The sequence below is a fragment of the Nostoc favosum CHAB5714 genome (assembly GCF_020829495.1).
GTDB classification, from domain to species: Bacteria; Cyanobacteriota; Cyanobacteriia; order Cyanobacteriales; family Nostocaceae; genus Nostoc; species Nostoc favosum.
On sequence record NZ_JAIVFQ010000053.1, the window covers coordinates 28,468 to 52,584 of the forward strand.

Below are 24,117 nucleotides of genomic sequence, written 5' to 3' on the forward strand. Positions count from 1 at the left end.
GTGTCTTACATATTTTGTCAGCCTAAATCTAAAGTTCTTGACGTGTCGGACGGATGATGATTTCATTCACATCAACATCACTGGGCTGCTCAATGGCATAGGCGATCGCCCGGGCAATAGCATCTGCATCAATGGCGATCGCATAAAGTTGATTAATTCCCTCTGCTGTGTCTTTATCGGTAATCGTGGTAGTCAGCTCAGTAGCAACGGCTCCTGGTGAGATATTAGTCGAACGGATTTCACCATTTGACTCTAATCGCAGCCCTTCAGAGATCGCTCGCACTGCGTACTTAGTAGCACAGTAAACCGCTGCTCCCGGAAACACCTTATGTCCAGCCACGGACGATAGGTTAATGACGTGACCAGACTTTTGCTGACGCATAATCGGCAACACGGCAGCAATTCCATAGAGAACGCCCTTGATGTTGACATCGATCATCTGATCCCATTCCTCCACCTTTACTTGGTCGAGCGGAGAGAGCGGCATCAAACCGGCATTATTGATTAGCACATCGATCCGGCTGTATGTACTCAAAGTTTCCTTCGCCAAGGTTTCCACCTGTACGCGATCTGCCACATCCGTCACTCGGTAGGTTGCAGTTCCTCCTGATTGGGCGATCGCTGCAACCAATTCTTTCAACCGATCTTCGCGGCGGGCGGCCAGCATCAGTTTCGCTCCACTAGCGGCAAGTCGCTTTGCGGTCGCCTCACCTAATCCACTGCTGGCTCCGGTGATGATTACCACTTTGTTTTGAATAAGAGACATATTGATTAATGCGGGTTATTGAGTATGGGTAATATCATGTCCGTTCAAATAACCGTCATTGCGACCGTTCGCGCAGCGTCTCCCTTAGGAGAAGGGAAGCAATCCCAAAAACGCAAGTCATATCATGTCCGACTTAATACTTATGTCATTGCGAGCGGAGCGTGGCAATCCCAAACCTTTGCGATTGCTTCATTTCACTTCGTTGCATTCGCAATGACATATCGTAAGTGATTTGCCGAACTTGATATCAATTGCGTCGTTTCACTTCGTTCCACTCGCAATGACATATTTTGGGTGATTTGCCGGACATCATATAATGAAACATTAGGTGATGTTTAAGCTGAACTCAGCATTATTCAACCATATAGCAATCCTGAATCATTCGTGAAAATCTCTCTTTATTCTCTCTGCGTCCAATACCGTTCGGATAAGCAGGGGAGGCAGGGGAGGCAGGGGAGGCTCTTGAGGAAAGAAGGTTATTGTTCAGCAATTCTTCTCTCAAGAACAGCTTCTCTTCTCCCCCTGCTCCCCCTGCCTGCCTCAACCAAAAAATTCCTTAACCGAACGGTATTGTCTCTGCGTCTCTCTTGCCTCTGCGGTAGCCTGCGGCAAGCCGATGCAGCGTCTACGTTATAAAAAATTATTTTTCACAAATCAAATAAGGGACTTCCAAATAAAAAAATATCCCAAAACTGACACAAAACCCTCTCTATTTCTCCTCTCTCTGTGTCGCGCCAGTTGCTTCAAGTCGGGGAACCCGCCCAACGCACTGGCTTCTCTGCGTCTCTGTGGTTCATTTATTGAGATAATTTATTTCTTGAAAATCCCTAAAAATTAAAAAAAGTGTCAAATCTGAATTCCTTTTTCCGGTCTGATTATTTAAAAGCGATCGCATGGTGGCGGATATGATCTTCAATAAAACTGGCGATGAAATAATAACTGTGGTCATAGCCTTCTTGGTAACGCAAGTTTAGCGGCTGGCTAACATCTGCACAAGCTTGCTCAAACACTTCAGGCATTAATTGTTCAGCTAAAAATTTATCAGCACTCCCTTGGTCAATGAAAATCGAACTGTGATATCCTACTTCCTTGACTAATTCACTAGCATCATAAGCACGCCAACTTTCTTGATTGTTGCCAAGATAACTACTGAAAGCCTTTTGACCCCAAGGACAACGCATAGGTGCAGTGATAGGTGCAAGAGCTGATACTGATTTGTAAAGTTCTGGGTTTCTCATTGCACAGACAAGCGCCCCATGTCCCCCCATCGAATGACCAAAAATACCTTGTTTTTCAGGTTGCGTGGGGAAGTTTGCAGTGATTAAAGCAGGTAATTCCTGGACGACATAACTATACATTTGATAGTTTTTACGCCACGGTTCTTCTGTAGAATCAACATAAAAGCCCGCACCTGTGCCAAAGTCCCAGTCATCATCCTCACCTGCAATGCCAGTATTACGCGGACTCGTATCTGGTGCAACCAATATCAAACCGTACTCAGCTGCAAAGCGCTGTACTCCCGCCTTAACCATAAAATTCTCTTCCGTGCAACTTAACCCAGAGAGGAAATAGAGAATCGGCACAGGTTTTTGAATTGCTTGTGGTGGTTGATAGACAGCAAAGCGCATTTCACCGTTACAGGTTGAGGAAAAATGACTGTAAAAACCGAGTTTGCCACCAAAGCTTTTATATTCGGAAAGGAGGTTGAGGTTAGACATTGGTTGTATTTTCAATCCTTGAGCGATCGCCAGAGAAAGATTATTTTACCGTGAACTACCTGGTAATTAGCACGCTATAGCGAGCGCACAATATGCCGCAGTTGCGATTGCTTTGAGAACCGAAACCAAATTGCGATCGTTGCTTGGCGCTTCATCCCCTCTGCACTCGCTATGCCAACAGGATAACGAAACCAACACACAATTAAGCGGCTAGTAGGTTCATAAGCCAACAGCCATGTTTTTTCGTATAGCACCAAATCACTAATCCAAGGTGGATCTATGTTTTCCTCTTCAGCAACTCTAGCGATGAAATTAGCAAAAGCGATCGCATCTTCTTTGTGTTTTTTGATTCCTTTTGGTAAATGGGTTTGAGCATATCGCCAAAATAAGGCAGTAAAATTTTTACCCAACGCCCGTGCAGTGCGTGGAAGTAGTTCGCGTACTTCTCCCAACCGTTTCCACTTCAAAGAATTCGCAAAGATATTTACCTCTTTTGCTGAAAGTTGAGCTAACTTTTGTGCTTCATCGCAACTCAGCCCCAACTCTGCGCCAACGGTTTCTGGGTTAGCAAAGAAACGCTCTCTCAAATCGGTATTGGTGTAAAGTTGGGCTAAAACTTCCTGGGTTTGTGCTAACCCCATCTGCCATAACTCCTGTTAATCTCCCGTGCTTTTTGCAGTTCTTTTGTCAATTCTGCAAAGGGTGGCAAGTTTTCATCCCGTTCTAGGATAATCCCTTTAACTGGAACACGGGCAACAACTTCCTCCATCAGTTGCCATACTTCCAGTGGTGTAGACTGCGAATGGCTGTCAATTAATACACCATCATGCCAATGTCCACCAACAAAATGTAATTGTACGATGCGATCGCACGGTAATTGTTGCAAAAACTCATGGATATCATAGCCGTAGTTCACAGCATTAGTGTGGAGATTCGTTACATCTAATAACAGTCCACAATCAGAACGTTCTACCACCTCGGCTAGAAACTGGGCTTCAGTCATTTCTGCACCTGGAAGCTTTACCATGTAAGTGATATTTTCCAGAATCAGTGGTACATCAATCCAGCGACGCAATAAAGCAATGTTGCGACAAAGTACTTCCACAGCTTCTTGAGTATAAGGTAGCGGGGACAAATGCCCGATATCAACTCCACCCGCTTTTGTAAAGCAGATATGCTCACTCCACCAAGGCGGGTTAAGTTGCTTAATTAATGCTGCAAGTTTGCGTAAATAATCTGTATCTAAGCCTTCAGCACTGCCTAACGAAAGATTAATCGCGTGGGGAATTATCGGGAAATGAGCAGCAAGCAGTTCTAACTCCTGCTGTTTTTGCCAAGATGCATCTAAATAGTGTTCAGCAACAATTTCCAAAAAGTCAACCTGCTGACGGTTGAGAAACAGATCACTTTTAAACGGTTGTCGAAAACCCAACCCCACGCCTAAACTAGGGAGATGAGAAAGCATTGCTCTTAACCTCCTCCACAACCACCACCGCAACCACCACCGCATGAGGAGCTACTGCATGAGGAGCCACTGTCAGAACTACTACTGCATGAGGAGCCACTGTCAGAACTACTATTGCATGAGGAGCTACAGCCAGAACTAGTACTGCATGAGGAGCTAGTGTCAGAACTACTACTACGAGAACTACTACTGTATGAGGGGCTACCGCATGAAAAGCTACCGCATAAGCTACTAGACGAACTCTCTACTGTAGTAACTCTTCTAGAAAATGTAGGCGGAAAAAACGCTTTGTAGTAAGAGTCATAAGAGGTTCCAGCCAGCGCCTCAACGCCAAATAGTGCCACCAGTAAGTTGTAGTCAAATACAGAAGGGATGTCATACTTTGCCTTCTGCTGCAATCGGGTAAATGTTTCTTGAAGTTGTTGCAGATACATTTTTCCTCGATGACTGAGATGTGTACGTCTACTGACAAACCACAGCAAAAAGATAATCGATAATACACCAATTGTGATTAATAAACCTGCGTTATAGCGCCCCTTACCCAAGGCGATGAGCAGCTTATAGCTCCCCAAGCTGAAAATAATCATCGCCCCAATCAAGCCAACTTGGATATTCCGTTCTTGCCACTCGGAAGCATACAACAATTGCTCATTTTGTAGTTTTTCTTCATAGGCATTGCTGTATGACTGGATACTCTCGGTTGCCAACCAAACAGATGTTTGAGCAGTGGAAGAAGAAGAGAATTTATCAAATACCTCACGTTCTATAGGCTGTAGCTGAGATACATCAGGATGATTTGGTACTTGGCTGATGGATTGTTCACTGACTTGCAAATAATCCCGAACAATCAAGTCAAATAACGCTACATTGGCGATTCCTGTTTCTTGGGAACGCAAATAAGCGATTTCGTAGGGATCTGGTTCAGCAGGAATTAACGGCAGAGGCTGGTTTTTGGTTGGATCTTGCACTAGCTCCCGGCAAACTACCAAAGTTATCCCAATGACAAAGCAATAAAACAGTAAAAAATCTGGCCCATACATATCTGCAATTTGATTATGCAGTAATGCATTCATTGGCTTTACTCCTTTTTAGGGAATTACTGAAAGTAAGAGAAATTAAATGACTCAATGTTTGCAGCGTTTTTTAGAACATTTGGCTTTCTCAGGTTTGTCATTTACTTTACCACAAGATTGTAGCACACCCTAAAATTTATGCTTCGTCAGTCCCCCAACTTAACTCTCTGAATCAACCCTGCGACTAGGTAACTTAGTCCCGCACCTTTTACAAAACCCAGCATCTACATCATGGAAAGCCAAACCACAACCTGAACAAGCTGTTTCTACCTGATTAGCAGTTTTCACAACTCGCTTAATTAAATCTCCCACTTGCCAAGGAATCAGCGCAATTCCTGTAAAAATCATCAGGACTGTTAGCAAGCGCCCTAATTCCGAAATTGGAATAACATCGCCAAATCCTACAGTTGTCATTGTGACAACAGAGAAATAGAATGCATCCAAAAACGTACCATAATTTTGAGGATTAACCGGATGCTCGACTTGATAAATTAACCCAGAATAAATAAAAACAATTGCAAATAATGTAAATAAGATCCGCGCAAAAATCATTCCATCTTCGGTGCTGATACTGGCGAATAAAAATTTCCTATCGATAAATCTGATTAATCGTAAAATCCGAAACCATCGCAATAAGCGGATAAAGCTAATATCCACCATTCCTAAAAAGAAAGGCAAAATCGCCATTAAGTCAATAATCGAATAAAAGCTAAAAATATACTTAATTTTGTTTTCCGCACTCCACAGACGAAGTGAATATTCCACCGCGAAGATAATGACGATCGCAGTATCGGCTACATTCAACTGAAACCGCACAGAATCAGGAATATTATAAGTTTCTGCCACAAAAATTCCTGATGATACTAGCACCATAGCGGCAAGCGTTAAATTAATCGCTTTACCTAATGGTGTTTCCAAGTCTTTTAAGTAGAATTCTGTTTCTTGTCTGCTCAGTAACATATTCGACCATTAACTAATTTTAATTCCAGGGCTATTTCATTCTCATCTAGCCCGCCTCAGAATGAATTCTGAGTCTAATAGCGAAAGTCATCTAAAGATGACTGAGAAAAGGTTATAGTCCGTTTTAACGGACTTTAGCTAAAAGCCAAAGAACTTTAGTTCTGGGCGGTTTATGTATAGAATGAAATAGCCCTATCTTAATTCCCATTTATAGCATTAGAAATACGATATTATTAATCATTATCCTTATGTTAACCCCAGCTTATATGAACCCAGAATATTTTATGCGTTTAGCATTGGCAGAAGCAAAAGAAGGAGATGCGCCTTATGGTGCTGTGATTGTTAAAGAAAACGAAGTCGTTGCCGTAGCTCATAACACTGTTAACAGAGACAACGATCCATCAGCCCATGCGGAAATTAACGTTATTCGTAGTTTAACAGCTAAACTTAAAAACCCTTCTTTAGAAGGTTATAGCATATATACGACTGGCGAACCTTGTCCCATGTGTGCAACTGCTTGTGTTTGGAGCGGTGTATCAGAAATTGTATATGGTGCTTCAATTCAAGATTTAATCTCAGTAAATCAATCACAAATTAATATATCTTGCGAAGAAGTGATCGCTAAGTCATTTAGAAATATCAAGCTCACAAAAGACGTTTAAAAAAATGAATGTTTAGAATTATTTAAATAAGCTATAAAAAATCTAACTTTTTCAGATGTAGGGTGTGTTACGGCTTCCGTAACGCACCGATAATCCCAAAATTGTGTTGTACTTTCAGCGATAATATACCCTAAAGCTAATCTAGACGTTAAAATTACGAATTACGAATTACGTTAGCGTAGCGGGGCGAAGCCCATTACGAATTATTTAACTTGGTTCATTCAAATAAGATAAATAGGTATTTGCCCAAATTGCAGCTTGAGTGCGATCGCGCAGATTTAATCTGTTTAAAATATTCGTAACATGATTTTTTACAGTCCCCTCAGAAATGTAGAGTTCCTGAGCAATTTCTCGGTTACTAGCGCCTGTAGCTATTAACCGCAAAACCTCTTTTTCTCTAGGAGTGAGTTCAGCTAAAGTAGACGGTACAGGCGGTGATTGGGTTGGTGTACCATTAGAAAACTGAGTTAACAGCTTTTTAACTATACCTGGGCCTAATTGAGTATATCCTTTATAAACGGCACGAATAGCAACAGCTAATTCTTCTGAGGGTGTATCTTTCAATAAATAACCCATTGCCCCATTTTGCAACGCTGCTGATACATATTCATCATCATCAAAAGTCGTCAGTACTAAAATTTTAGTTTTGGCAAAGCGTTTTTGAATTTCTCGCGTGGCTGCAACTCCATCCATAATGGGCATTCTGATATCCAGCAATACTACATCTGGCTGAAATTCAGCAACTAAATTAATCGCCTGTTCACCGTTTTCTGCTTCTCCTACTATCTCTAAATCTGGTTCTAATTCTAATAACGCTCTTAATCCTTGACGAATTAAACCTTGGTCATCTACTAGCAGCACTTTAATCATTATGTCAACCTCGTTAAGGGAATATTAACTGTAATTTTGCAACCAGAACCAGGAGCGCTATTAATATTAAACTCACCTCCAAGTGCTAAAGTGCGATCGCGCATACTATGAAGTCCAAAACCTGTAGTATTTTGCCCTAAATCAAAACCTCTACCATTATCTTGAATTATCAATCGCAAATTGCCTCTAGTCGTATTGAGTTCCAGTTTAACCTCTGTGGCGTAAGCATATTTAGATATATTTGTCAAAGATTCTTGAGTAATGCGGTAAATAGCGGTGTTGATTTCAGGTGGTAGAGGATATTGCAGGTTGATTTGATAAATTGGTAAAATACCATTTGAGCGATGGAAATTTTCTGAAAGACTTGCGATCGCACGTTCTAAAGATTGTTCTTGTAAAGGATTTGAACGCATAGTAGAAACAGATTGGCGGACATCTTTTAGTGCTTTTGAGCCTAATTCCTTTGCTGTTGCTAGAAATGTTTCAGCTTTACCTGGGTTAGATTGCCATAGTTTTAAAGCGGTTTCTAATTGCAGATTTAAAGCAGTTAGAGAATGCCCTAATGAATCATGAATTTCACGAGCAATACGGTTGCGTTCTTCTAAAGTAGCTTGGTTTTCAATTTGCATAGCATATTGGCGCAGTTTTTCATTAGCGATCGCTAGCTTTTCTCGACTTTGCCGTTCAGACAATACTGCATTCATCATCAACAACACAAAAACCAAACTTAAGCCAAATACCAACGACGAATTCAAAATCAAAAATCGATATCGCTCTTGTGCCTGTGGCGATGCTTGAAAATTGAACAATTGATATTTTAGTTGTGTAGTAACTAAAAATAAGGCAAATGACAAAGTTGTGACGAACAAACGTCCATTTAACTGAAAAATAAGACAACTACGAGTAACTAAAATTATGTAGAGAAAGGGAAACAGCCGAGCAAATCTCTCTCCAAAAAGTCCAACTATTAAAATTAATAAAATTTCAATAACTGTGTAGATTACCTTATTTGTCTGGTTATTCCTGGGTAATCTTAAGCCCATTGCTGCAAAAATAATCAGACTATAAATTGATAGTTCTGGCAATATGCTACAAACTGACAAGTCTGGAAATGCACCACAAATTGATAGTTCTGGAGGCTTAGGACGAAAACGCCGTAACGGAGGTGGTATAAAGGCTGTCAATGCAGTGATCGCCAGTAATGTCCACTCCAGATAAAGCAGAGACGGAAAAGGATGTTTCTTAATTTGAATTAGACCATTCATCAGCCGCTTCGCTCCAGTTATAAATGAGTTAGGAGTTAGGAGTTAGGAGTTAGGAGTTAGGAGTTAGTAGTTTTGGATATTTTAGCGATACTTTCCGCCATTTGAAATTTTCGCTTAGTGAAGAGTTAAGAGTAAATGTAGTGTGTAAAAAGATTATGTAATAAGCTAAAAAAACATTTATAAATTAATCATAATCAAAAAAAATATTATTCCTAACTTCTAACTCCTAACTCCTAACTCCTAACTCCTAACTCCTAACTATTTATTGTCAATCATCTTTGTCCAAATTCAATCATGACTAAAGTCATGGGTAAAACCATGACTTTCTCCTCATGTGATTACTAAAGATAAGTTCTTATGATAGTGGCATCCAACCAGGAAAAACCCACCACACAAGTAATGAAACTCAAAGCATTATCGCTAGTCGCTGGAGCGATCGCTCTAACTTTAACTGCTACCTCTTTTGCTGTTGATGCCCAAACAGCCTCTCCTTCACCCGTGTTACTTGCACAAACTCCACAAAAAGAAAGGGGCCCTTGGAAAGAATTGGGTCTAACAGATGCCCAAAAAAACCAAATTCAGGCAATTAAGCGCGATAGCCGCACCAAAATGGAGGCTGTTTTGACCCCAGAACAAAAAGCCAAGTTAGAGGCGGCGAAACAAGCACGTCAGGCTCAACGGCAAGCTGGTCAACGTCGAGGAAAGGGTGGTTATGCTGACTTAAATCTGAGTGAAACACAGAAAACCCAAATGCGACAAATCCGGGAGTCTGAAAAACAACAGATTCAAGCAGTCTTGACCCCCGAACAGCGCCAAAAATTAGAGCAATTCCGTCAAAATGCTCCTTCGCGCCCTCAACAAGGCAATCCCCAATAATAATTTTTCAAAAAATAGCTAACTTGACTAATGTCTAAGCATTGTTTTCCATAGTCAAAAATTAATAGACTTCTTGCAGAAGATGCGGAAAGGGGATGAAATTTTTCCCCTTTCCCTTTCCCTATTTATTCCCATGCCCCATTTAGTAGACTTTCAAGCTAGTTATGAGTTATGAGTTAATTCAAAACTCCTAGCTTGATTAAGATGTCTAAAGAATTCGCAATTGGTAGTAAAGTCCGGGTTGTGGCACTACCGCCCTACGTCAAAACTGCTGAACCCATGCCCATGCTGCGCCCGCCCGATGTAATTCACATTGGCGAAGAGGGTATAGTCATTGACCGCAGACCTGGTGGATATTGGGGTATTCGCTTTACTAGGGGAGCCTTTCTCTTAGATAGCCAATACATCGAAAGCACTGATACCCCACCCGAATCTCATTTAGAGTGAGATTAACAGCAACCAAGAATTGTAAACTTGTGTAAAGTTGTAATTCTGGTTTGCACCATGATTTCCCGCCGCACTTTTTTAAGCATATTATTTGCCAGCTGTATTTCTTTTATCAGCTGGCTGAATTTTACCCCTGCTGCTGATGCTCTTGGTGGTAAACTTCCTGCAATTAATCAACCCGCACCAGAGTTTACTTTGCCAACCAATACAGGTAATGGCAAAATTTCCCTCTCTGACTTGCGCGGTAAGTGGCTAGTTCTCTACTTTTATCCTAAAGACTTCACCTCTGGTTGTACTATAGAGGCTCGCCGTTTTCAGCAAGACTTACCCCAATACCTCGAAAAAAATGCTCAGATTATTGGCGTAAGTGCTGATGATATTGATTCTCACGCCGAATTTTGTGATTCAGAGGGACTAAAATTCCCTCTGTTGGCTGACACTGATGGTTCAGTGAGTAAAGCTTACGGTTCGTGGCTTGGCTTCTTATCTATGCGTCACAGTTTTATCATCGATCCTCAGGGCGTCTTGCGCGAGACTTTTGTCAAAGTCAACCCAAACATTCATAGTTCAGAAGTGCTGGCACGATTAGAAAAATTACAGTCCGCAGCTTCTTAGACCTCAATGAAGAGGCCTACAGTGTACACACAAGTCGAAAAATCCTCTAACCACATTTTTGTCAGAGTGAAACTGTCACACTCACCGACATCCCGCCCAGAACTGAAGTTCAGGGCTGATAGCGAAAGTCCACTTAAGTGGACTTCAGCTATGAGACTCGGAATTCATTCCGAGGCGGAATAGAAACGCAGCGCGAGATTTATTAATAAAGATACGCGGCAAGACTTGTGTGTACACCGTAGATGAAGAGACAGGGGGACAAGGGGAAAGACTTGTTACAAGTTCTCACTCAAGTTACCTTGTCACCTTGTCTCCCCTGCCCCCTTGCCTACAAGTTACTCAAGGCCCTTGTTATCTGCATTCATCTTTACCGCACAATAAACCCATATTTTCTGAGTACAGTCTTAGCTTGACTGCCAGATAAAAACTGAACAAATTGTTTGGCAGCAGAAATATTTTTACTACCTTTAATTATTGCCACTGGATAGACAATCGGTGAGTGAAGCTTTTCCTCAGCAGTGATTACGACTTTTACCTTGTTGGAAGTTTTGGCATCAGTGGCATAAACTATGCCCGCTTGGGCATTACCACTTTCTACTGCTGCCAAAACTTGACGCACATTGTTACCCAAGACAAATTTAGACTTAACCTGATCATAAAGTTTCAAATTGTTTAAGACTTCCTCTGCATATTGCCCTGCGGGTACACTTCTGGGTTCACCGATCGCTATTTTCTTAATCTTGCTATCTGTTAAATTGTTGAAACTAGTGATGCCAACAACATCTTGAGCCACAATCAAGACTAGACGGTTATTTGCCAGGTTAGTACGGCTACCTGATAGCAACAATCCTTTTGTTTCTAAGGCATCCACTTGCTTTGTGGCAGCAGAAATAAAGATATCGGCTGGCGCACCTTGCTCAATCTGTTGCTGCAAAGCACCAGAAGCCCCAAAGTTATAACTAATGTTGATATTTGATTTACTTTGTTGGTATAGAATCTTAATGTCTTGTAGCGCATCTCTTAAGCTGGAGGCTGCGGACACTACTATGCTGGTGTTTGACTGTGCTATTACAGGAGAAGGAGTAACCAATGGTAAACCAATTGCCAGGAGCAAGCCTGCAACTGCTATACCCAGAAAGCCAAGAATTTGTCTTCTTTTCATAGAAAAGGTGCAATATAGGTTTTTCCGAAAATTGATGCTAGGTAAAATCCTACCAATAATACCAACATCTAACCAACTTTATCGGTAAAATGCCTAAAAAATAACAAGGGCTAGCAATTAGCTAAATATTTGCTAACAACCACTTATATATGCTTATATGCTCATGAATGATCCTATAGTGGGTAAGTTTTCTATCTTACAGTTAAAAACTTCTGAAATATCACGGTAAGCTAGTTGGAATTACAACTGATTGTGTCAATAAATTGTCAAATTAGCTGCTCAGTTTTTCGGGGTGAAATTTGCGATGACTGTGAATCTGAAGTCTTTAGAAAACCCAACCCATATAGCGGCCGATTCAAAAACCGCTCCTACCACTAAGAGAACCAGCTACGTTCCCTCGCAACATCGACGTATCCTTTGCATCTTCCCTAAGTACAGCCGCTCCTTTGGTACTTTTCATCACGCCTACCCACTCATGGGTAATGTCCGGGCTTTTATGCCACCCCAAGGTATTTTAATTGTGGCTGCCTACTTACCTAAAGAATGGGAAGTGCGGTTTATTGATGAGAATGTAAAATCAGCAACTAGGGCTGATTACCAATGGTGTGATGTGGTGATTGTGAGTGGAATGCATATCCAAAAACCACAGATTAATCAAATTAATGAACTTGCCCATCGAGCGGGTAAAATTACAGTTGTCGGTGGCCCCTCGGTATCTGGGTGTCCAGAATATTATCCTGAATTTGATATTTTACATTTGGGTGAATTGGGGGATGCAAGCGATCGCATGATCGAGTATCTAGACCAAAACCTGGAACGTCCCCAAGCGCAAATTCGCTTTGAAACCAAGGAACGTTTACCCTTAACAGAGTTTCCCACTCCAGCTTATCATTTGCTGAATATCAATGATTATTTTCTGGCAAATGTGCAGTTTTCTAGTGGTTGCCCTTATCGCTGTGAGTTTTGTGATATTCCAGAACTCTATGGCAACAGTCCCCGGATGAAAACACCAGAGCAAGTGGTCGCGGAGTTAGATGCAATGCGACAATCTGGCAATCTGGGGGCAGTGTATTTTGTTGATGATAACTTTGTTGGCGATCGCCGCGCCGCTATGAAGTTGCTTCCTCATCTGATTGACTGGCAAAAACGCAATGGCTACCCCATCCAGTTTGCCTGTGAAGCAACGCTCAACTTAGCTCAAAGTCCAAAACTGCTGGAAATGATGCGCGAAGCCTATTTTTGCACAATCTTTTGCGGTATCGAAACACCAGAACCAAATGCTCTCCACGCCATTTCCAAAGACCAAAATCTGAGTATGCCAATCTTAAAAGCAATTCAGGTTTTAAATAGCTATGGCATGGAAGTAGTATCAGGAATCATCATCGGGTTAGATACAGATACACCAGAAACCGCAGATCGAATTATCGAATTTATTCGGGCATCCCAAATTCCCATGTTGACAATTAATTTACTTCATGCATTACCGAGAACTCCTTTATGGCGGAGGTTAGAAGCAGAAGGACGACTTGTCTTTGATGAAAGCCGCGAATCAAATGTTGAGTTTTTGATGCCCTATGAGCAAGTTCTTGAAATGTGGCGGCGCTGTATCACAACTGCTTATGAGCCAGAATTTTTATATCAACGGTTTGCCTACAACATGGAACACACCTATCCAAACCGCATCGAAGTACCTAACAGCCCAGCTCGCACCTCTGGGGCTAATATTCGCAAAGGTTTAACTTATTTAGCCAATATTTTGCTGCGAGTAGGCATATTTAGTAACTATCGTCAAACTTTTTGGAAAATGGCCAAGCCAGCATTAAAAGCAGGTGATATTGAAAACTTGATTCACGTTGGAATTGTCGGACATCATTTGATTAAGTTTGCCCAAGATTGTGCCAAAAACGAAGAATCGGCTTCGTTTTATTCCCAAAAAATCCTGACTAAAGTTCGTAGTTAATAAGCTAAAAGTTTTTTAACGATAAATTATTCGTAATTCGTAATATTCCCTCGTTCCCGTATTTCACATGGAAACGAGGAATCCCCAATAAATTACGAATTATATCATGTCCGCTTGATTACTTATTAAACCCCAAGAACCCCACCCCTTAATCCCCTCCCCGCTTGCTCTTAGGGGAGACAAAGCGTAGCTTTGGCGGGGTGGGGTGGAATGACTGTGGGAATCATAACTAATTATGCGGACATGATATTACGAATTACGTTAGCGCAGCGTTAGCGACGTAGGAGCGTCATTACGAATTATTTTAACAGGGCATCAAAGCATCGAATCTCCCCAGTACTGCCATATCTTCTGCATCTAACTCCGCCGGAATACCACTGCGAATCAATTCCGAAAAGTCTTCATTGGGAACCATAACAGTCAATGTATACAAGCGAGTAGAACCAGTATTTTTAATCAAATGAGTACCAGTGGGAGGCACTAATAAACTGTCTCCAGCTTTGATTGTGGCACTCTTGCCGTCACAGATGGCGATCCCTTCGCCTTTGAGGACGAAAAACATTTCCACCGCCCACTGATGGCGATTTGGGGGTGTTTGTCCACCAACATCAAAAATTTCTATGCAGCAAGTCAAGGAAGTATTAGCATTTGTCGAATCGAAGATAATTGCTAATCGATTCGAGGCGTCGGGGCTGATGCGATATACTTGGTAATCTTTGCTAGATTTGATAACCGGAATTACACAACGAGTAGCGTACATTTATTTATCCCCTCTGAAGTTACCGATGGGCATGAAAATTCCTAAAATCCAAGTCCTGAATATTGATTGAGTCGTTAGTTGTATCTCTAAATCACAAAACCGCTAATTACTCCAAACTCCTAACTCCTAACTCCTAACTCCTAACTCCTAACTCCTGACTCCAAACTCCAAACTCCAAACTCCAAACTCCAAACTCCAAACTCCAAACTCCAAACTCCAAACTCCAAACTCCTCACTCCAAACTCCAAACTCCAAACTCCAAACTCCAAACTCCAAACTCCTAACTCCTAACTCCAAACTCCTCACCCTTTTGCAGCGCTGTTAAAATCTCTTGGGAGTCAGTGACAAAACCGAAGCATTGTTTGACATTGTACAATGTCGCCAGCCAACAATATTCAGGAGAAGTGGTAGCGGTACAGTCTTTAACTAACACGCAATCATATCCTAAGAAGTTGGCATCACATAAGGTAGTTAGCACACATTGATCAGCATTAACACCAGCAAAAAATAATGTTGTCTTTCCCAAATTCCGCAAGATACTATCTAATGGCGTATCCCAAAATCCACTCATGCGGTATTTGTCCACACAAATATCTTCGGGAATTTTTTCTAGTTCGTCTACTACTGCTGCGGCCCAACTACCTGCCATGAGTACTCTAGCACCATTGCTTGGCAGTGGATCGCCCAATCCCACACCCTCCCCTGTGGGATTATAGACGTGGCGTGAAGCAGCACTAATATTTAGCAAGTCGGGACGATTTCCCCAATTTATCCAAATGACTGGAACACCAGCCTCACGCAGTTCTGGAAGTAATTTGTTCAAAGGTTCAATAGGCTGACGCGCCGGAGTTACGTCCACGCCGATATGCGCTAACCAGCCATCAGGGTGACAGAAGTCGTTTTGCATATCAATGACGAGGATAGCAGCTTTTGCCAAGTCTAGGCGCAGGGTTTTAGTTTCTGTTGATAAAATAACGGGTTGTGGGGTCTTTTGAGGACGAGTGATATCTGCGATCGCATCATTCACTGTCCACGCATTTGGTGGAACTCCCAATGTCCGTAATGGTAAATTCATAAAATTGCAATACCCAACGCCATTTTCTATTTTGTAACTTGAAATTCACTTGAGAATACAATTACTTAATCAAGGTTAAATATGCTAGATTTCACCATCCAAAATGTTTTGATTGCCGCCGATGATGATTATGCAACGGTAGATGTACAGATTATAGATGGTGCGATTGCAGCCATTGCCCCCAATCTACAAATAATCGGCACACCTATAGATGGCAAAAATAAGCTATTGCTACCTGGCTTTTTCAACGCCCACACCCACTCATCAGAGATGTGGCAACGGGGAATCATGTCAGTTTTCCCTTTAGAATTATGGTTGGCGGAACTGTATGATTTTGCCCCCCTCGATCCCGAACAGGTTTATCTCAGCGCCTTGGGTACTGCGGTGGAAACTCTACTTTCCGGTGGGACGAGTGTAGTAGATCATCTGGTGTTAATTCCGGGACTTGAGTTAGAAACGATCGCCATTGCAACTCGCGCTTACAGAGAAGTGGGAATTCGTGCCTTTATCGCCCCCTTAATTCAAGATGAATCCCTCACCGCAGGTATCCCATCTGGGGAATCAGCCCAAAAGCATGAACCTTATTTTCGCTCAACTGCGGCAACGCTGGAAATTATCGAAGAGGCGGTGAGACAATTTCATCGCCCGGATGAGGGGATAAATATTTTAGTTGCACCAACAGGGATACAATTGTGTACTGATGCTTTATTTGCGGGATGTACTGAGTTAAGCGATCGCTATAATCTTTGTCGTCACTCCCATTTACTCGAAACCAGGGCACAGGAAAAACTCGCCCAAGAAAAGTACGGTTGTACTGCTGTGGAACATTTGAAAAGAATCGGATATTTGAGCGATCGTACAACACTTGCCCATTGCGTTTGGTTAAATGATGCTGATATCGCCATTCTCGCCGAAACTCAATCTACAGTTGTTCATAATCCCTTAAGTAATTTGCGTTTAGGCAGTGGCATCGCTCCGATTTTAAAATATCGCCAAGCTGGAGTAAATGTAACATTTGGTTGCGATGGTGCTTCTAGTAATGACTCTCAAGATTTGCTAGAAGCAATCAAAATGGGTTCTATTTTACATAATATTACAGACTCAAATTATCAACACTGGATTACACCCAGACAAGCTGTGGAAATGGCATCATTGGGAGGTGCAAAGGGACTGAATATAGCAGATAAACTCGGTTCCTTAACTGTCGGTAAACAAGCTGATTTGGTACTTTATGACCTCACCAATTTATCATTACTACCTCGTACAGATCCTATTGGCTTATTAGTCTTAGGTCGTCCTACCAATGTTGTTGATAGTGCTTGGGTAAATGGCAAACAAATTGTTGCTGATGGTAAAGTGACAACAATTAACGTTGAGCAATTGCGACAAGAATTATTTAATCGTAGTCAATGGGAGACAAAGCGTAAGTCTGAAACTGTCGCGCAAATTGAAGCACATTATCGCAAGGTTATGGGGTTGTGAAAGACAAGAAAATACAGAACTGCGGCAGAAAATTCGTGCTTTAGTAATTGAGACAAAATGTGGTCATATCAGTGATGTGGTTCAAGCGAGTAATTATGGAAAAACATCAATCGATTTGACTAAATATTTTCATGTTACGGATTTTGGTCAAAAATTTGTATTCAGGAGGCAGGAGAAGGTACGTAAGCTGACAATTACCTTTGTTTGTGCTTGAGAGATTATACCGAAAAGTTTTTAATTTATTTGAGCGTCGGCTTTGAAAGTATATCTGTGATTTTTAATTGCCAGGTATATTTGCTGATTACTTTATCAAAAGGCCTAATTGCTTTATCAAAATACCTGTTTACTTTCTCAAAATACTGAAATGCTTTATCAAAATGGCATTTGACTTACTCAAAATGCCTTATGACTTACTCATTTTGGTGTTTTCCGCAAGCCAAATCAGCTTTTGCTTTCTCAAACCCCAGTTTACTTATTCATTTTGGTGTTTTCCGCAAGCCAAATCAGCTTTTGCTTTCTCAAACCCCAGTTTACTTATTCATTTTGGTGTTTTCCGCAAGCCAAATCAGCTTTTGCTTTCTCAAACCCCAGTTTACTTACTCATTTTGGTGTTTTCCGCAAGCCAAATCAGCTTTTGCTTTCTCAAACCCCAGTTTACTTACTCATTTTGGCGTGGTAAGCAAAATGACGTTTTATATCAATACTGCGTAGGTTTTGAAGATTTGTAGGTTGGGTTGAACATTCGTGTTACCCAACAAAGAGAAAGAAAATGTTGGGTTTCGTTCCTCAACCCAACCTACATTGGAGTTATTTTTTACGCAAAACCTACGCAGTATTGCGTTTTATATCATGTCCGCTATAAAGGGGATTCAACAAAGATTAGATGATTTTGAGGCAGGACGGTTCCGGTCTTTTCATGAGTTTGCCCAATAACATAGTAATTGACTACAAACCCATAAAAATACGCGGATTTTTGTGTATGCTTTGTGGCCAAGTGCCTTTGCCATACATTTTCGGGAGTAAACATGGAACGCGCTATTTCTGCGTTGGGGATTTTAGTTTTTATCGGTATATCCTACGCCTTCTCGGTTAATCGTCGTGCGGTGCGTTGGCGAATAGTAGCTTGGGGTTTGGGATTGGAGTTTGCATTGGCGATAGTGATTCTTAAAACTCCTTGGGGTTTGACTGTGTTTAAATCTCTGGGAGATATTGTCAGCCAATTTTTAGCATTTTCTGACGTTGGTGCTAAATTTGTCTTTGGAGAAAATTTTAAGGATCATTTCTTTGCCTTCCAAGTGCTGCCGACAATTATCTTTTTCTCTGCCTTCATCAGCGTCTTGTATTACTACGGCATTTTACAGCGAGTCGTAAATGTGATGGCGTGGGTAATGATGAAGACGATGAAAACATCGGGTTCTGAATCTTTATCTTGTGCAGGTAACATCTTTTTGGGGCCAACAGAGTCGGCGCTGATGGTTAAACCTTACATAGCGAAGATGACGCAATCAGAACTTCATGCCCTGATGACGGGTGGTTTTGCCACAATTGCGGGTGGAGTATTAGGGGCATATCTCTCCTTTGGGATACCAGCAGAACACCTGATTGCTGCTTTTTTTATGACTGCTCCCACGTCGTTGGTGGTATCAAAATTGCTGTACCCAGAAACAGAAGTATCAGAGACGGCTGGTAAGGCAAAAGCGGATGTAGAAACCAATTATGTAAATGTAATTGATGCTGCTACGACGGGAGCTATTGATGGTGTGAAGTTAGCAGTTAATGTTGGGGTGATGATTATTGCCTTTTTAGGATTATTAGCTGCCCTGAATGCACTGTTGGGATGGTTGGGGGCATTTGTGGGTTTACAGCAACTGTCATTACAATGGATTTTATCTTTTATTATGGCTCCCGTAGCTTGGCTGATGGGCGTACCTTGGGCTGATTGTCGGCAAGTGGGGGCTTTATTGGGTACAAAGACAATTCTGAATGAGTTTATTGCTTTTTTGGATTTGAAGGCACTAATTGAAAGTGGTAAAATTTCCCAACGTGCAGTAATTATTGCGACTTATGCTTTATGTAATTTTGCAAATATAGGTTCAATTGGAATTACCATTGGCGGCATTACTGGAATAGCACCTAATCGCCAGCATGATTTAGCTCGCATGGGTGTAAGGTCAATGATTGGCGGATTGTTAGCGGGTTTTATTACCGCTTGTATTGCTGGAATGTTGATTTGAAGGGGGCAGGGGGAAAGAGGGTTTTCCGATTTTTGCACAGATGTGGTAACTGCAACAAATTAGCTGGACATGATATCAGAATTCAGTACCCAGTGAGACTCATACCAATTCACGAAAATCCTGATACATATAGATTTCTCGTAGGGGCATGGCAATGCCATGCCCCAAAAGAGCGTATTTGTATCATTATTAAAGTGAAATGGTATCATATCATGTTCGCTTGATTACTTATTAAACCCGAAGAACCCCACCCCGCCAAAGCTGCGCTTCGTCTCCCCTCCCCGCAAGCGGGGAGGGGATTAAGGGGTGGGGTGCAATCACTGTGGAAATCATAACTAATTATGCGAACATGATATCACCCAGCGATCGCTGCCCGCAAAACAGGTAAATCTTGCTTGAATCTGGTGTGCGGCGGATGGCTACAACCTGATTAACGTACTCAGAGGAATGCCAAAGGAAGAGGAGGGGAAATTCCTGCGATCGCCCTTACCGCCTATGCTGGAGAAAGCGATGCGATCGAGTCTTAGCAGATGGGTTTCAAAAACACGTTGCCAAACCTGTACAACCAACTCAATTACTAATCTCAATTGCAGATTTGCCCTAGCAAATCTATAACTAAAACTTTTTTATAGTCATGCTTCTGACTAGCTCAAAACGCGAGAATACTTTGCACTTATGTGAAAACACTGGGTTCAAGGGTGGAGTAAAACTGGATTTATTGCCCTACCTCCAGAGGAGTTATGAGCAAAATTGTTACATATTAGACACCTTTCAAAAATCCTAGTTTATCCGTGGGTTCATTTTTATAAAATTGTATTTTGCAAAAAAATAATTCCTAGCCAAAAATCTTGGCGCAATCATGCCCAAAATTTTTGATTGCGATCGCTAATTTTCAGTCAAACATTTGAAAATTTACCATCACAGACAACTATCTAAAGAGTGAAAGTTATTCCTCGAAATCCAGCCATTAGTTAGTTGTATAATTTTGCTCAAAGAATAATAATACATGATATCGCCAAGACAAATTTTATTTCTTAAATGTTGCTAAAGATCATGATGCATTTAGCTTGACGGCATTAACGCTCATCTGCAATTATAAAGAGACGGCTATTAAAAGCTAATTATACTAGTGATTGGCTGCGATTTTATAACTGAATAAAATCGCCTACTTGCGCGTAAGTGACTTTATTTTTGCAACATACCATATACCACAATATGGTTGCTTATGCTTATTAGTGTTATATGCGGTTTTTCAGAAACCAAATATAAATTTTGTACTATGTGTGGTGAACATTTAGATAATAGAGGATATTTCCATGTTTAGTTTCTTTCGTTGGCCATCAGCAAGGGTTGCTTTAGTAGTTCTGGGAATGACAGCTGCTACAATAACTCCCCTAGTAATTTCTGCCCCAGCTTCATCTCAAAATACTGTCCCATCTGCAACACCATCACCTGAAACACAATCACCTGCGACACCCTCGCCTACTTCAACAGTAAACTTGTCTGATGTTTCCTCAGATTATTGGGCGCGTCCCTTCATTCAAGCTTTAGCTGACAATAACGTGATTACTGGCTTTCCTGATGGCAGCTTTAGGCCGAATCAAGGTGTGACTCGTGCTGAGTTTGCCGCCCTAATTCAAAAAGCTTTCCCTAACCAAAATCGAGTTCGGCAATTAAGCGCAGGTGGATTTAAGGATGTTCCTGCTGGCTATTGGGCGGCTTCTGCAATTCAGAACGCCTACGAAACTGGATTTCTGGCAGGCTATCCTGGGAACGTGTTTAGACCAACTGAACAAATACCGAAGGTACAGGCGATCGTTGCTTTAACGAATGGTTTGGGTTTAACTGCTAGTAGCACTGGAGCCAGTAGTGACCTCAGCACCTACTACACCGACGCCTCAGCTATCCCGAACTATGCTGTTAGTAGTGTGACAATAGCAACACAATCTAATATTGTTGTTAATTATCCAGATATAAAACAACTCAATCCGCAACAGCCCCTGACTCGTGCTGAAGCTGCGGCACTCTTATATCAAGCTTTGGCTAGACAGGGAAGGGTGCAACCCATTGCTAGCAATCTTCCAGCTAGTCAATATATTGTCGGTGGAACTGCTGGCGGCACTCAAACTGGTAATGATATTGTTTCTCTTGCTGCATCCAGTACTTCTTTGACAACTCTGACTTCTTTATTAAAGACAGCTGGTTTAACAGATATTCTTCAACAGCCTGGCCCTTATACAGTCTTCGCTCCCACCGATCAAGCATTTGCTGCTTTGCCTGCTGCTACCCTAGAGCAGTTACAGCAACCAGAAAATAGAGAAGCATTGATTAAGATTTTGAGATATCATGTGGTTCCTGGTGCAGTAACTTCTAGTCAACTCTCGGCTGGAGAACTGAGAACCTCTGAAGAAAGCCCTGTAAATATTCAAATAGATCGGACTAATAATCAAGTCACGGTGAATAATGCCCAAGTTATCCAGGCGGATGTCCAAGCTAGCAATGGTGTTATCCATGCAATTAACCAAGTCCTCGTCCCGCCTGATATTAACATCAGTCAGTTAAATCAGCCGCCAACAGGAACCACAGATGGTACAACGCCTGAGGTAACGCCAGGTAGAACTACTCTTGGTGGGCCTAGCTATATTGGTGTTGCTGGTAACATTGGTTTGAGTGGCAGCGATACAGCTCTGAGCGACGGTAACTTTGCAGCAATCAGCAAAATTGGTCTGACACGCAATATATCAGTGCGACCATCGGTGATCTTTGGAGATGATACACTGTTTATGGTTCCCTTGACTTTGGATTTTTCTCCCCGCACAGCAGGGTCGGTGGGCGAAAGAACCTTCGCTATATCTCCTTATATTGGTGCTGGTGTCGCCATTGAAGTTAATCTCGATACTGATTTTGGATTACTGCTAACTGGTGGTGTAGACCTTCCTATTGGTTCTCGATTTACGGTGACAGGTGCTGTAAATGCTGCTTTTCTGGATGAAACTGATGTAGGGCTACTATTAGGACTTGGCTACAATTTCTAAGTAAATAGAAGTAAAACACGCGGTAGGGTAGGACAGATGTGCATTGGTGTCAACTTAATGTGAAACCCTTGTAAAGACTTGATATTGAGTTCACTCACTTAGCATCATGATCCGCGTTACCCCACCCCAGTTTTGGCTTTAGACAAAACTTCCCCTCCCCGCTCTTCGGGAGGGGATTAAGGGGAGCCAGTGCGGTCTTGGGGTTCACCTGCGTGGAGCATCTGGCGTGTGGGGTAAAACGCCAGTGGGATAAGCGTTTGAGCTTAAGTTTACACGTATGATATCATGTCCGCATAAATAGTTACGCTAACCACAGTCATTACACCCCACCCCCAACCCCTCCCCGCTCTTCGGGAGGGGAGACAAAGCATAGCTTTGGCGGGGTGGGGTTCTTCGGGTTTCATAAGTAATCAAGCGGACATGATATGACAAATCTGCGCCCCTACTGTATTGCACCAAATTGAAAACAGCTATAATAGTAACTTGGCATCAAAGTGTATTAAGGTCGCTTGATGGCTAAAGTAAGCCCATCAGCGATGGGGACAAGAGAGAGCGTTATTCGTTCGTCATGATGTAACTTATCGTTGAGCGCCCGGATAGCTTGGGTGCTTTCATCTTGATTTTGCTCTTCAGCAACTTGTCCTGACCACAAAACATTATCAATAGCAATCAATCCACCTGGACGCACCAATTGCAGCGATCGCTCATAATATCCATCATAATTTTCTTTATCAGCATCAATAAAAGCAAAATCAAATGTCTCGGCTTGGCCAGTTGCTAATAGATGATCTAAAGTTTCTAAAGCTGGTGCCAATCGCAGATCGATTTTATCGGCAACCCCGGCTTGCTGCCAATACCGCCGGGCGATCGCAGTAAATTCTTCACTCACATCAGCAGCGATAATCTTCCCATCAGCAGGTAGTGCCAAAGCTACAGAAAGTGAGCTATAACCTGTAAATACTCCAACTTCCAGGGTTTTCTTGGCTCCAATGAGCTGCACCAAAAGTCTCATAAACTGCCCTTGTTCTGGTGAAATCTGCATTCCACTTCGGGGATGGCTGGCGGTTTCTTGGCGCAACTTCAAAAGAATCTCCGGTTCTCGCAGCGAGACGGACAAAAGATAATTATATAGTTGGTTATCAAGACCTATAGACTGTTTTGGCATGGTAGATGAGAGAATTGAAAGAATCTACAGTTATACTATTGCCCAAGAGTGGTTTATCAGGAATCCCAAGTGAGCAAACAATTTACTGCTATTAGGTGTTACTCCTAGTCATGTCCGCAAGCTCACTAGGTATCAAAGCAACAAAGGGTTTTGTCAGTATATACCACTTCGCAGTGAACAAGAAGCGGCAATTGCTGTTTACCAAGCTAATGAGCATTTAATATCGTGTGCGAATAATTAGTTATGATTCCCACAGTCATTGCACCCCACTCCTTATTCCCCTCCTCGCTTGCTCTTAGGGGAGACGAAGCGACGATTGTCGGGGTGGGGTTCTTCGGGTTTAATAAGTAATCAAGCAGACATGATATCAGAGATATGTTAAGTGAACTACCCAACACCTATCTGAGTACAGATAGGGTGTGGGCTTCCGGTTTCAACGACAACAGCCTTTCCACCTTGCGGTTTATTGGTCTTACGTTGCCTCGACACAGCAAGAACGGGGTTCCCTCCGTCCATAAATAATATCC

23 protein-coding genes are annotated in these 24,117 nt (G+C 42.0%); 9 read left to right on the forward strand and 14 right to left on the reverse strand.

Annotation, left to right across the window (positions count from 1 at the left end; genetic code table 11):
- Window positions 1–28: 28 nt before the first annotated feature.
- From LC586_RS26055 to LC586_RS26080, 6 genes are all read right to left on the reverse strand, one after another.
- Window positions 29–766: an SDR family oxidoreductase gene (locus tag LC586_RS26055; protein WP_229488134.1), complete on the reverse strand. Its 738-nt coding sequence runs from the start codon at window positions 764–766 to the stop codon at window positions 29–31.
- Window positions 767–1,641: 875 nt separating this feature from the next.
- Window positions 1,642–2,484: an S-formylglutathione hydrolase gene (gene fghA, locus LC586_RS26060; protein WP_229488135.1), complete on the reverse strand. Its 843-nt coding sequence runs from the start codon at window positions 2,482–2,484 to the stop codon at window positions 1,642–1,644.
- Window positions 2,485–2,558: 74 nt separating this feature from the next.
- Window positions 2,559–3,125, reverse strand: coding sequence for an SCO6045 C-terminal-like domain-containing protein (locus LC586_RS26065; RefSeq protein ID WP_229488136.1), 567 nt, complete (start codon window positions 3,123–3,125; stop codon window positions 2,559–2,561).
- Window positions 3,116–3,949 carry an MbnB/TglH/ChrH family RiPP precursor modification enzyme gene (locus tag LC586_RS26070; RefSeq protein ID WP_229488137.1) on the reverse strand — a complete coding sequence of 278 codons (834 nt, stop codon included), beginning with the start codon at window positions 3,947–3,949 and terminating at the stop codon, window positions 3,116–3,118. The genes LC586_RS26065 and LC586_RS26070 overlap by 10 nt, the downstream gene beginning before the upstream one ends.
- A gap of 5 nt (window positions 3,950–3,954) precedes the next feature.
- Window positions 3,955–5,022 carry a TIGR04222 domain-containing membrane protein gene (locus LC586_RS26075; protein WP_229488138.1) on the reverse strand — a complete coding sequence of 356 codons (1,068 nt, stop codon included), beginning with the start codon at window positions 5,020–5,022 and terminating at the stop codon, window positions 3,955–3,957.
- Window positions 5,023–5,181: 159 nt separating this feature from the next.
- Window positions 5,182–5,982, reverse strand: a complete 801-nt coding sequence (locus LC586_RS26080; protein WP_229488139.1) for an ion transporter — start codon at window positions 5,980–5,982, stop codon at window positions 5,182–5,184.
- A 266-nt stretch (window positions 5,983–6,248) separates the two neighbouring features.
- Between LC586_RS26080 and LC586_RS26085 the strand changes: the two genes are divergently transcribed.
- Window positions 6,249–6,644 (forward strand): nucleoside deaminase, encoded by a 396-nt coding sequence (locus LC586_RS26085; protein WP_229488140.1) that lies wholly within the window; start codon window positions 6,249–6,251, stop codon window positions 6,642–6,644.
- Window positions 6,645–6,851: 207 nt separating this feature from the next.
- Here LC586_RS26085 and LC586_RS26090 read toward each other — a convergent pair whose 3' ends face one another.
- Both LC586_RS26090 and LC586_RS26095 read right to left on the reverse strand, forming a co-directional pair.
- Window positions 6,852–7,514: a response regulator gene (locus LC586_RS26090; protein WP_229465944.1), complete on the reverse strand. Its 663-nt coding sequence runs from the start codon at window positions 7,512–7,514 to the stop codon at window positions 6,852–6,854.
- A complete protein-coding gene (locus LC586_RS26095; RefSeq protein WP_229488141.1) occupies window positions 7,514–8,779 on the reverse strand; it encodes a sensor histidine kinase in 1,266 nt (421 codons plus the stop codon). Before LC586_RS26095 ends, LC586_RS26090 begins: the two co-directional genes overlap by 1 nt.
- Before the next feature lie 399 nt (window positions 8,780–9,178).
- On the opposite strand from LC586_RS26095, the gene LC586_RS26100 reads away from it, so the two are divergent.
- From LC586_RS26100 to LC586_RS26110, 3 genes are all read left to right on the forward strand, one after another.
- Window positions 9,179–9,655 (forward strand): Spy/CpxP family protein refolding chaperone, encoded by a 477-nt coding sequence (locus LC586_RS26100; RefSeq protein ID WP_229488154.1) that lies wholly within the window; start codon window positions 9,179–9,181, stop codon window positions 9,653–9,655.
- 204 nt (window positions 9,656–9,859) lie between these two features.
- Window positions 9,860–10,102, forward strand: a complete 243-nt coding sequence (sipA, locus tag LC586_RS26105; RefSeq protein ID WP_100900296.1) for a regulatory protein SipA — start codon at window positions 9,860–9,862, stop codon at window positions 10,100–10,102.
- Between the two features lie 57 nt (window positions 10,103–10,159).
- Window positions 10,160–10,717: a peroxiredoxin gene (locus tag LC586_RS26110; protein WP_229488142.1), complete on the forward strand. Its 558-nt coding sequence runs from the start codon at window positions 10,160–10,162 to the stop codon at window positions 10,715–10,717.
- 367 nt (window positions 10,718–11,084) lie between these two features.
- Here the strand turns inward: LC586_RS26110 and modA are convergent, their stop codons facing one another.
- Window positions 11,085–11,879: a molybdate ABC transporter substrate-binding protein gene (gene modA / locus LC586_RS26115; protein WP_229488143.1), complete on the reverse strand. Its 795-nt coding sequence runs from the start codon at window positions 11,877–11,879 to the stop codon at window positions 11,085–11,087.
- A gap of 304 nt (window positions 11,880–12,183) precedes the next feature.
- Here modA and LC586_RS26120 point away from each other — a divergent pair, with 304 nt between their 5' ends.
- Window positions 12,184–13,839 carry a B12-binding domain-containing radical SAM protein gene (locus LC586_RS26120; RefSeq protein WP_229488144.1) on the forward strand — a complete coding sequence of 552 codons (1,656 nt, stop codon included), beginning with the start codon at window positions 12,184–12,186 and terminating at the stop codon, window positions 13,837–13,839.
- Window positions 13,840–14,143: 304 nt separating this feature from the next.
- Here LC586_RS26120 and LC586_RS26125 read toward each other — a convergent pair whose 3' ends face one another.
- From LC586_RS26125 to LC586_RS26130, 3 genes are all read right to left on the reverse strand, one after another.
- Window positions 14,144–14,599, reverse strand: coding sequence for a cupin domain-containing protein (locus LC586_RS26125; protein WP_229488145.1), 456 nt, complete (start codon window positions 14,597–14,599; stop codon window positions 14,144–14,146).
- A 147-nt stretch (window positions 14,600–14,746) separates the two neighbouring features.
- Window positions 14,747–14,875 carry a hypothetical protein gene (locus LC586_RS40830; protein ID WP_267921730.1) on the reverse strand — a complete coding sequence of 43 codons (129 nt, stop codon included), beginning with the start codon at window positions 14,873–14,875 and terminating at the stop codon, window positions 14,747–14,749.
- A gap of 4 nt (window positions 14,876–14,879) precedes the next feature.
- Complete coding sequence (locus LC586_RS26130) at window positions 14,880–15,674, reverse strand: cysteine hydrolase family protein (RefSeq protein WP_229488146.1); 795 nt, start codon at window positions 15,672–15,674, stop codon at window positions 14,880–14,882.
- An 81-nt stretch (window positions 15,675–15,755) separates the two neighbouring features.
- Here LC586_RS26130 and LC586_RS26135 point away from each other — a divergent pair, with 81 nt between their 5' ends.
- From LC586_RS26135 to LC586_RS26145, 3 genes are all read left to right on the forward strand, one after another.
- Entirely contained in the window at window positions 15,756–17,156 is a 1,401-nt protein-coding gene (locus LC586_RS26135; protein WP_229488147.1) for an amidohydrolase, read from the forward strand.
- Between the two features lie 377 nt (window positions 17,157–17,533).
- Window positions 17,534–17,884, forward strand: a complete 351-nt coding sequence (locus LC586_RS26140; RefSeq protein WP_229488148.1) for a hypothetical protein — start codon at window positions 17,534–17,536, stop codon at window positions 17,882–17,884.
- A 297-nt stretch (window positions 17,885–18,181) separates the two neighbouring features.
- Window positions 18,182–19,390, forward strand: coding sequence for a NupC/NupG family nucleoside CNT transporter (locus tag LC586_RS26145; RefSeq protein WP_229488149.1), 1,209 nt, complete (start codon window positions 18,182–18,184; stop codon window positions 19,388–19,390).
- 419 nt (window positions 19,391–19,809) lie between these two features.
- On the opposite strand, the gene LC586_RS26150 is transcribed toward LC586_RS26145, so the two are convergent.
- Window positions 19,810–19,977: a hypothetical protein gene (locus tag LC586_RS26150; protein WP_229488150.1), complete on the reverse strand. Its 168-nt coding sequence runs from the start codon at window positions 19,975–19,977 to the stop codon at window positions 19,810–19,812.
- A gap of 729 nt (window positions 19,978–20,706) precedes the next feature.
- On the opposite strand from LC586_RS26150, the gene LC586_RS26155 reads away from it, so the two are divergent.
- Entirely contained in the window at window positions 20,707–22,425 is a 1,719-nt protein-coding gene (locus LC586_RS26155; protein ID WP_229488151.1) for a fasciclin domain-containing protein, read from the forward strand.
- Between the two features lie 499 nt (window positions 22,426–22,924).
- On the opposite strand, the gene LC586_RS26160 is transcribed toward LC586_RS26155, so the two are convergent.
- Window positions 22,925–23,590, reverse strand: coding sequence for a class I SAM-dependent methyltransferase (locus LC586_RS26160; protein ID WP_229488152.1), 666 nt, complete (start codon window positions 23,588–23,590; stop codon window positions 22,925–22,927).
- Window positions 23,591–24,117: the final 527 nt, after the last annotated feature.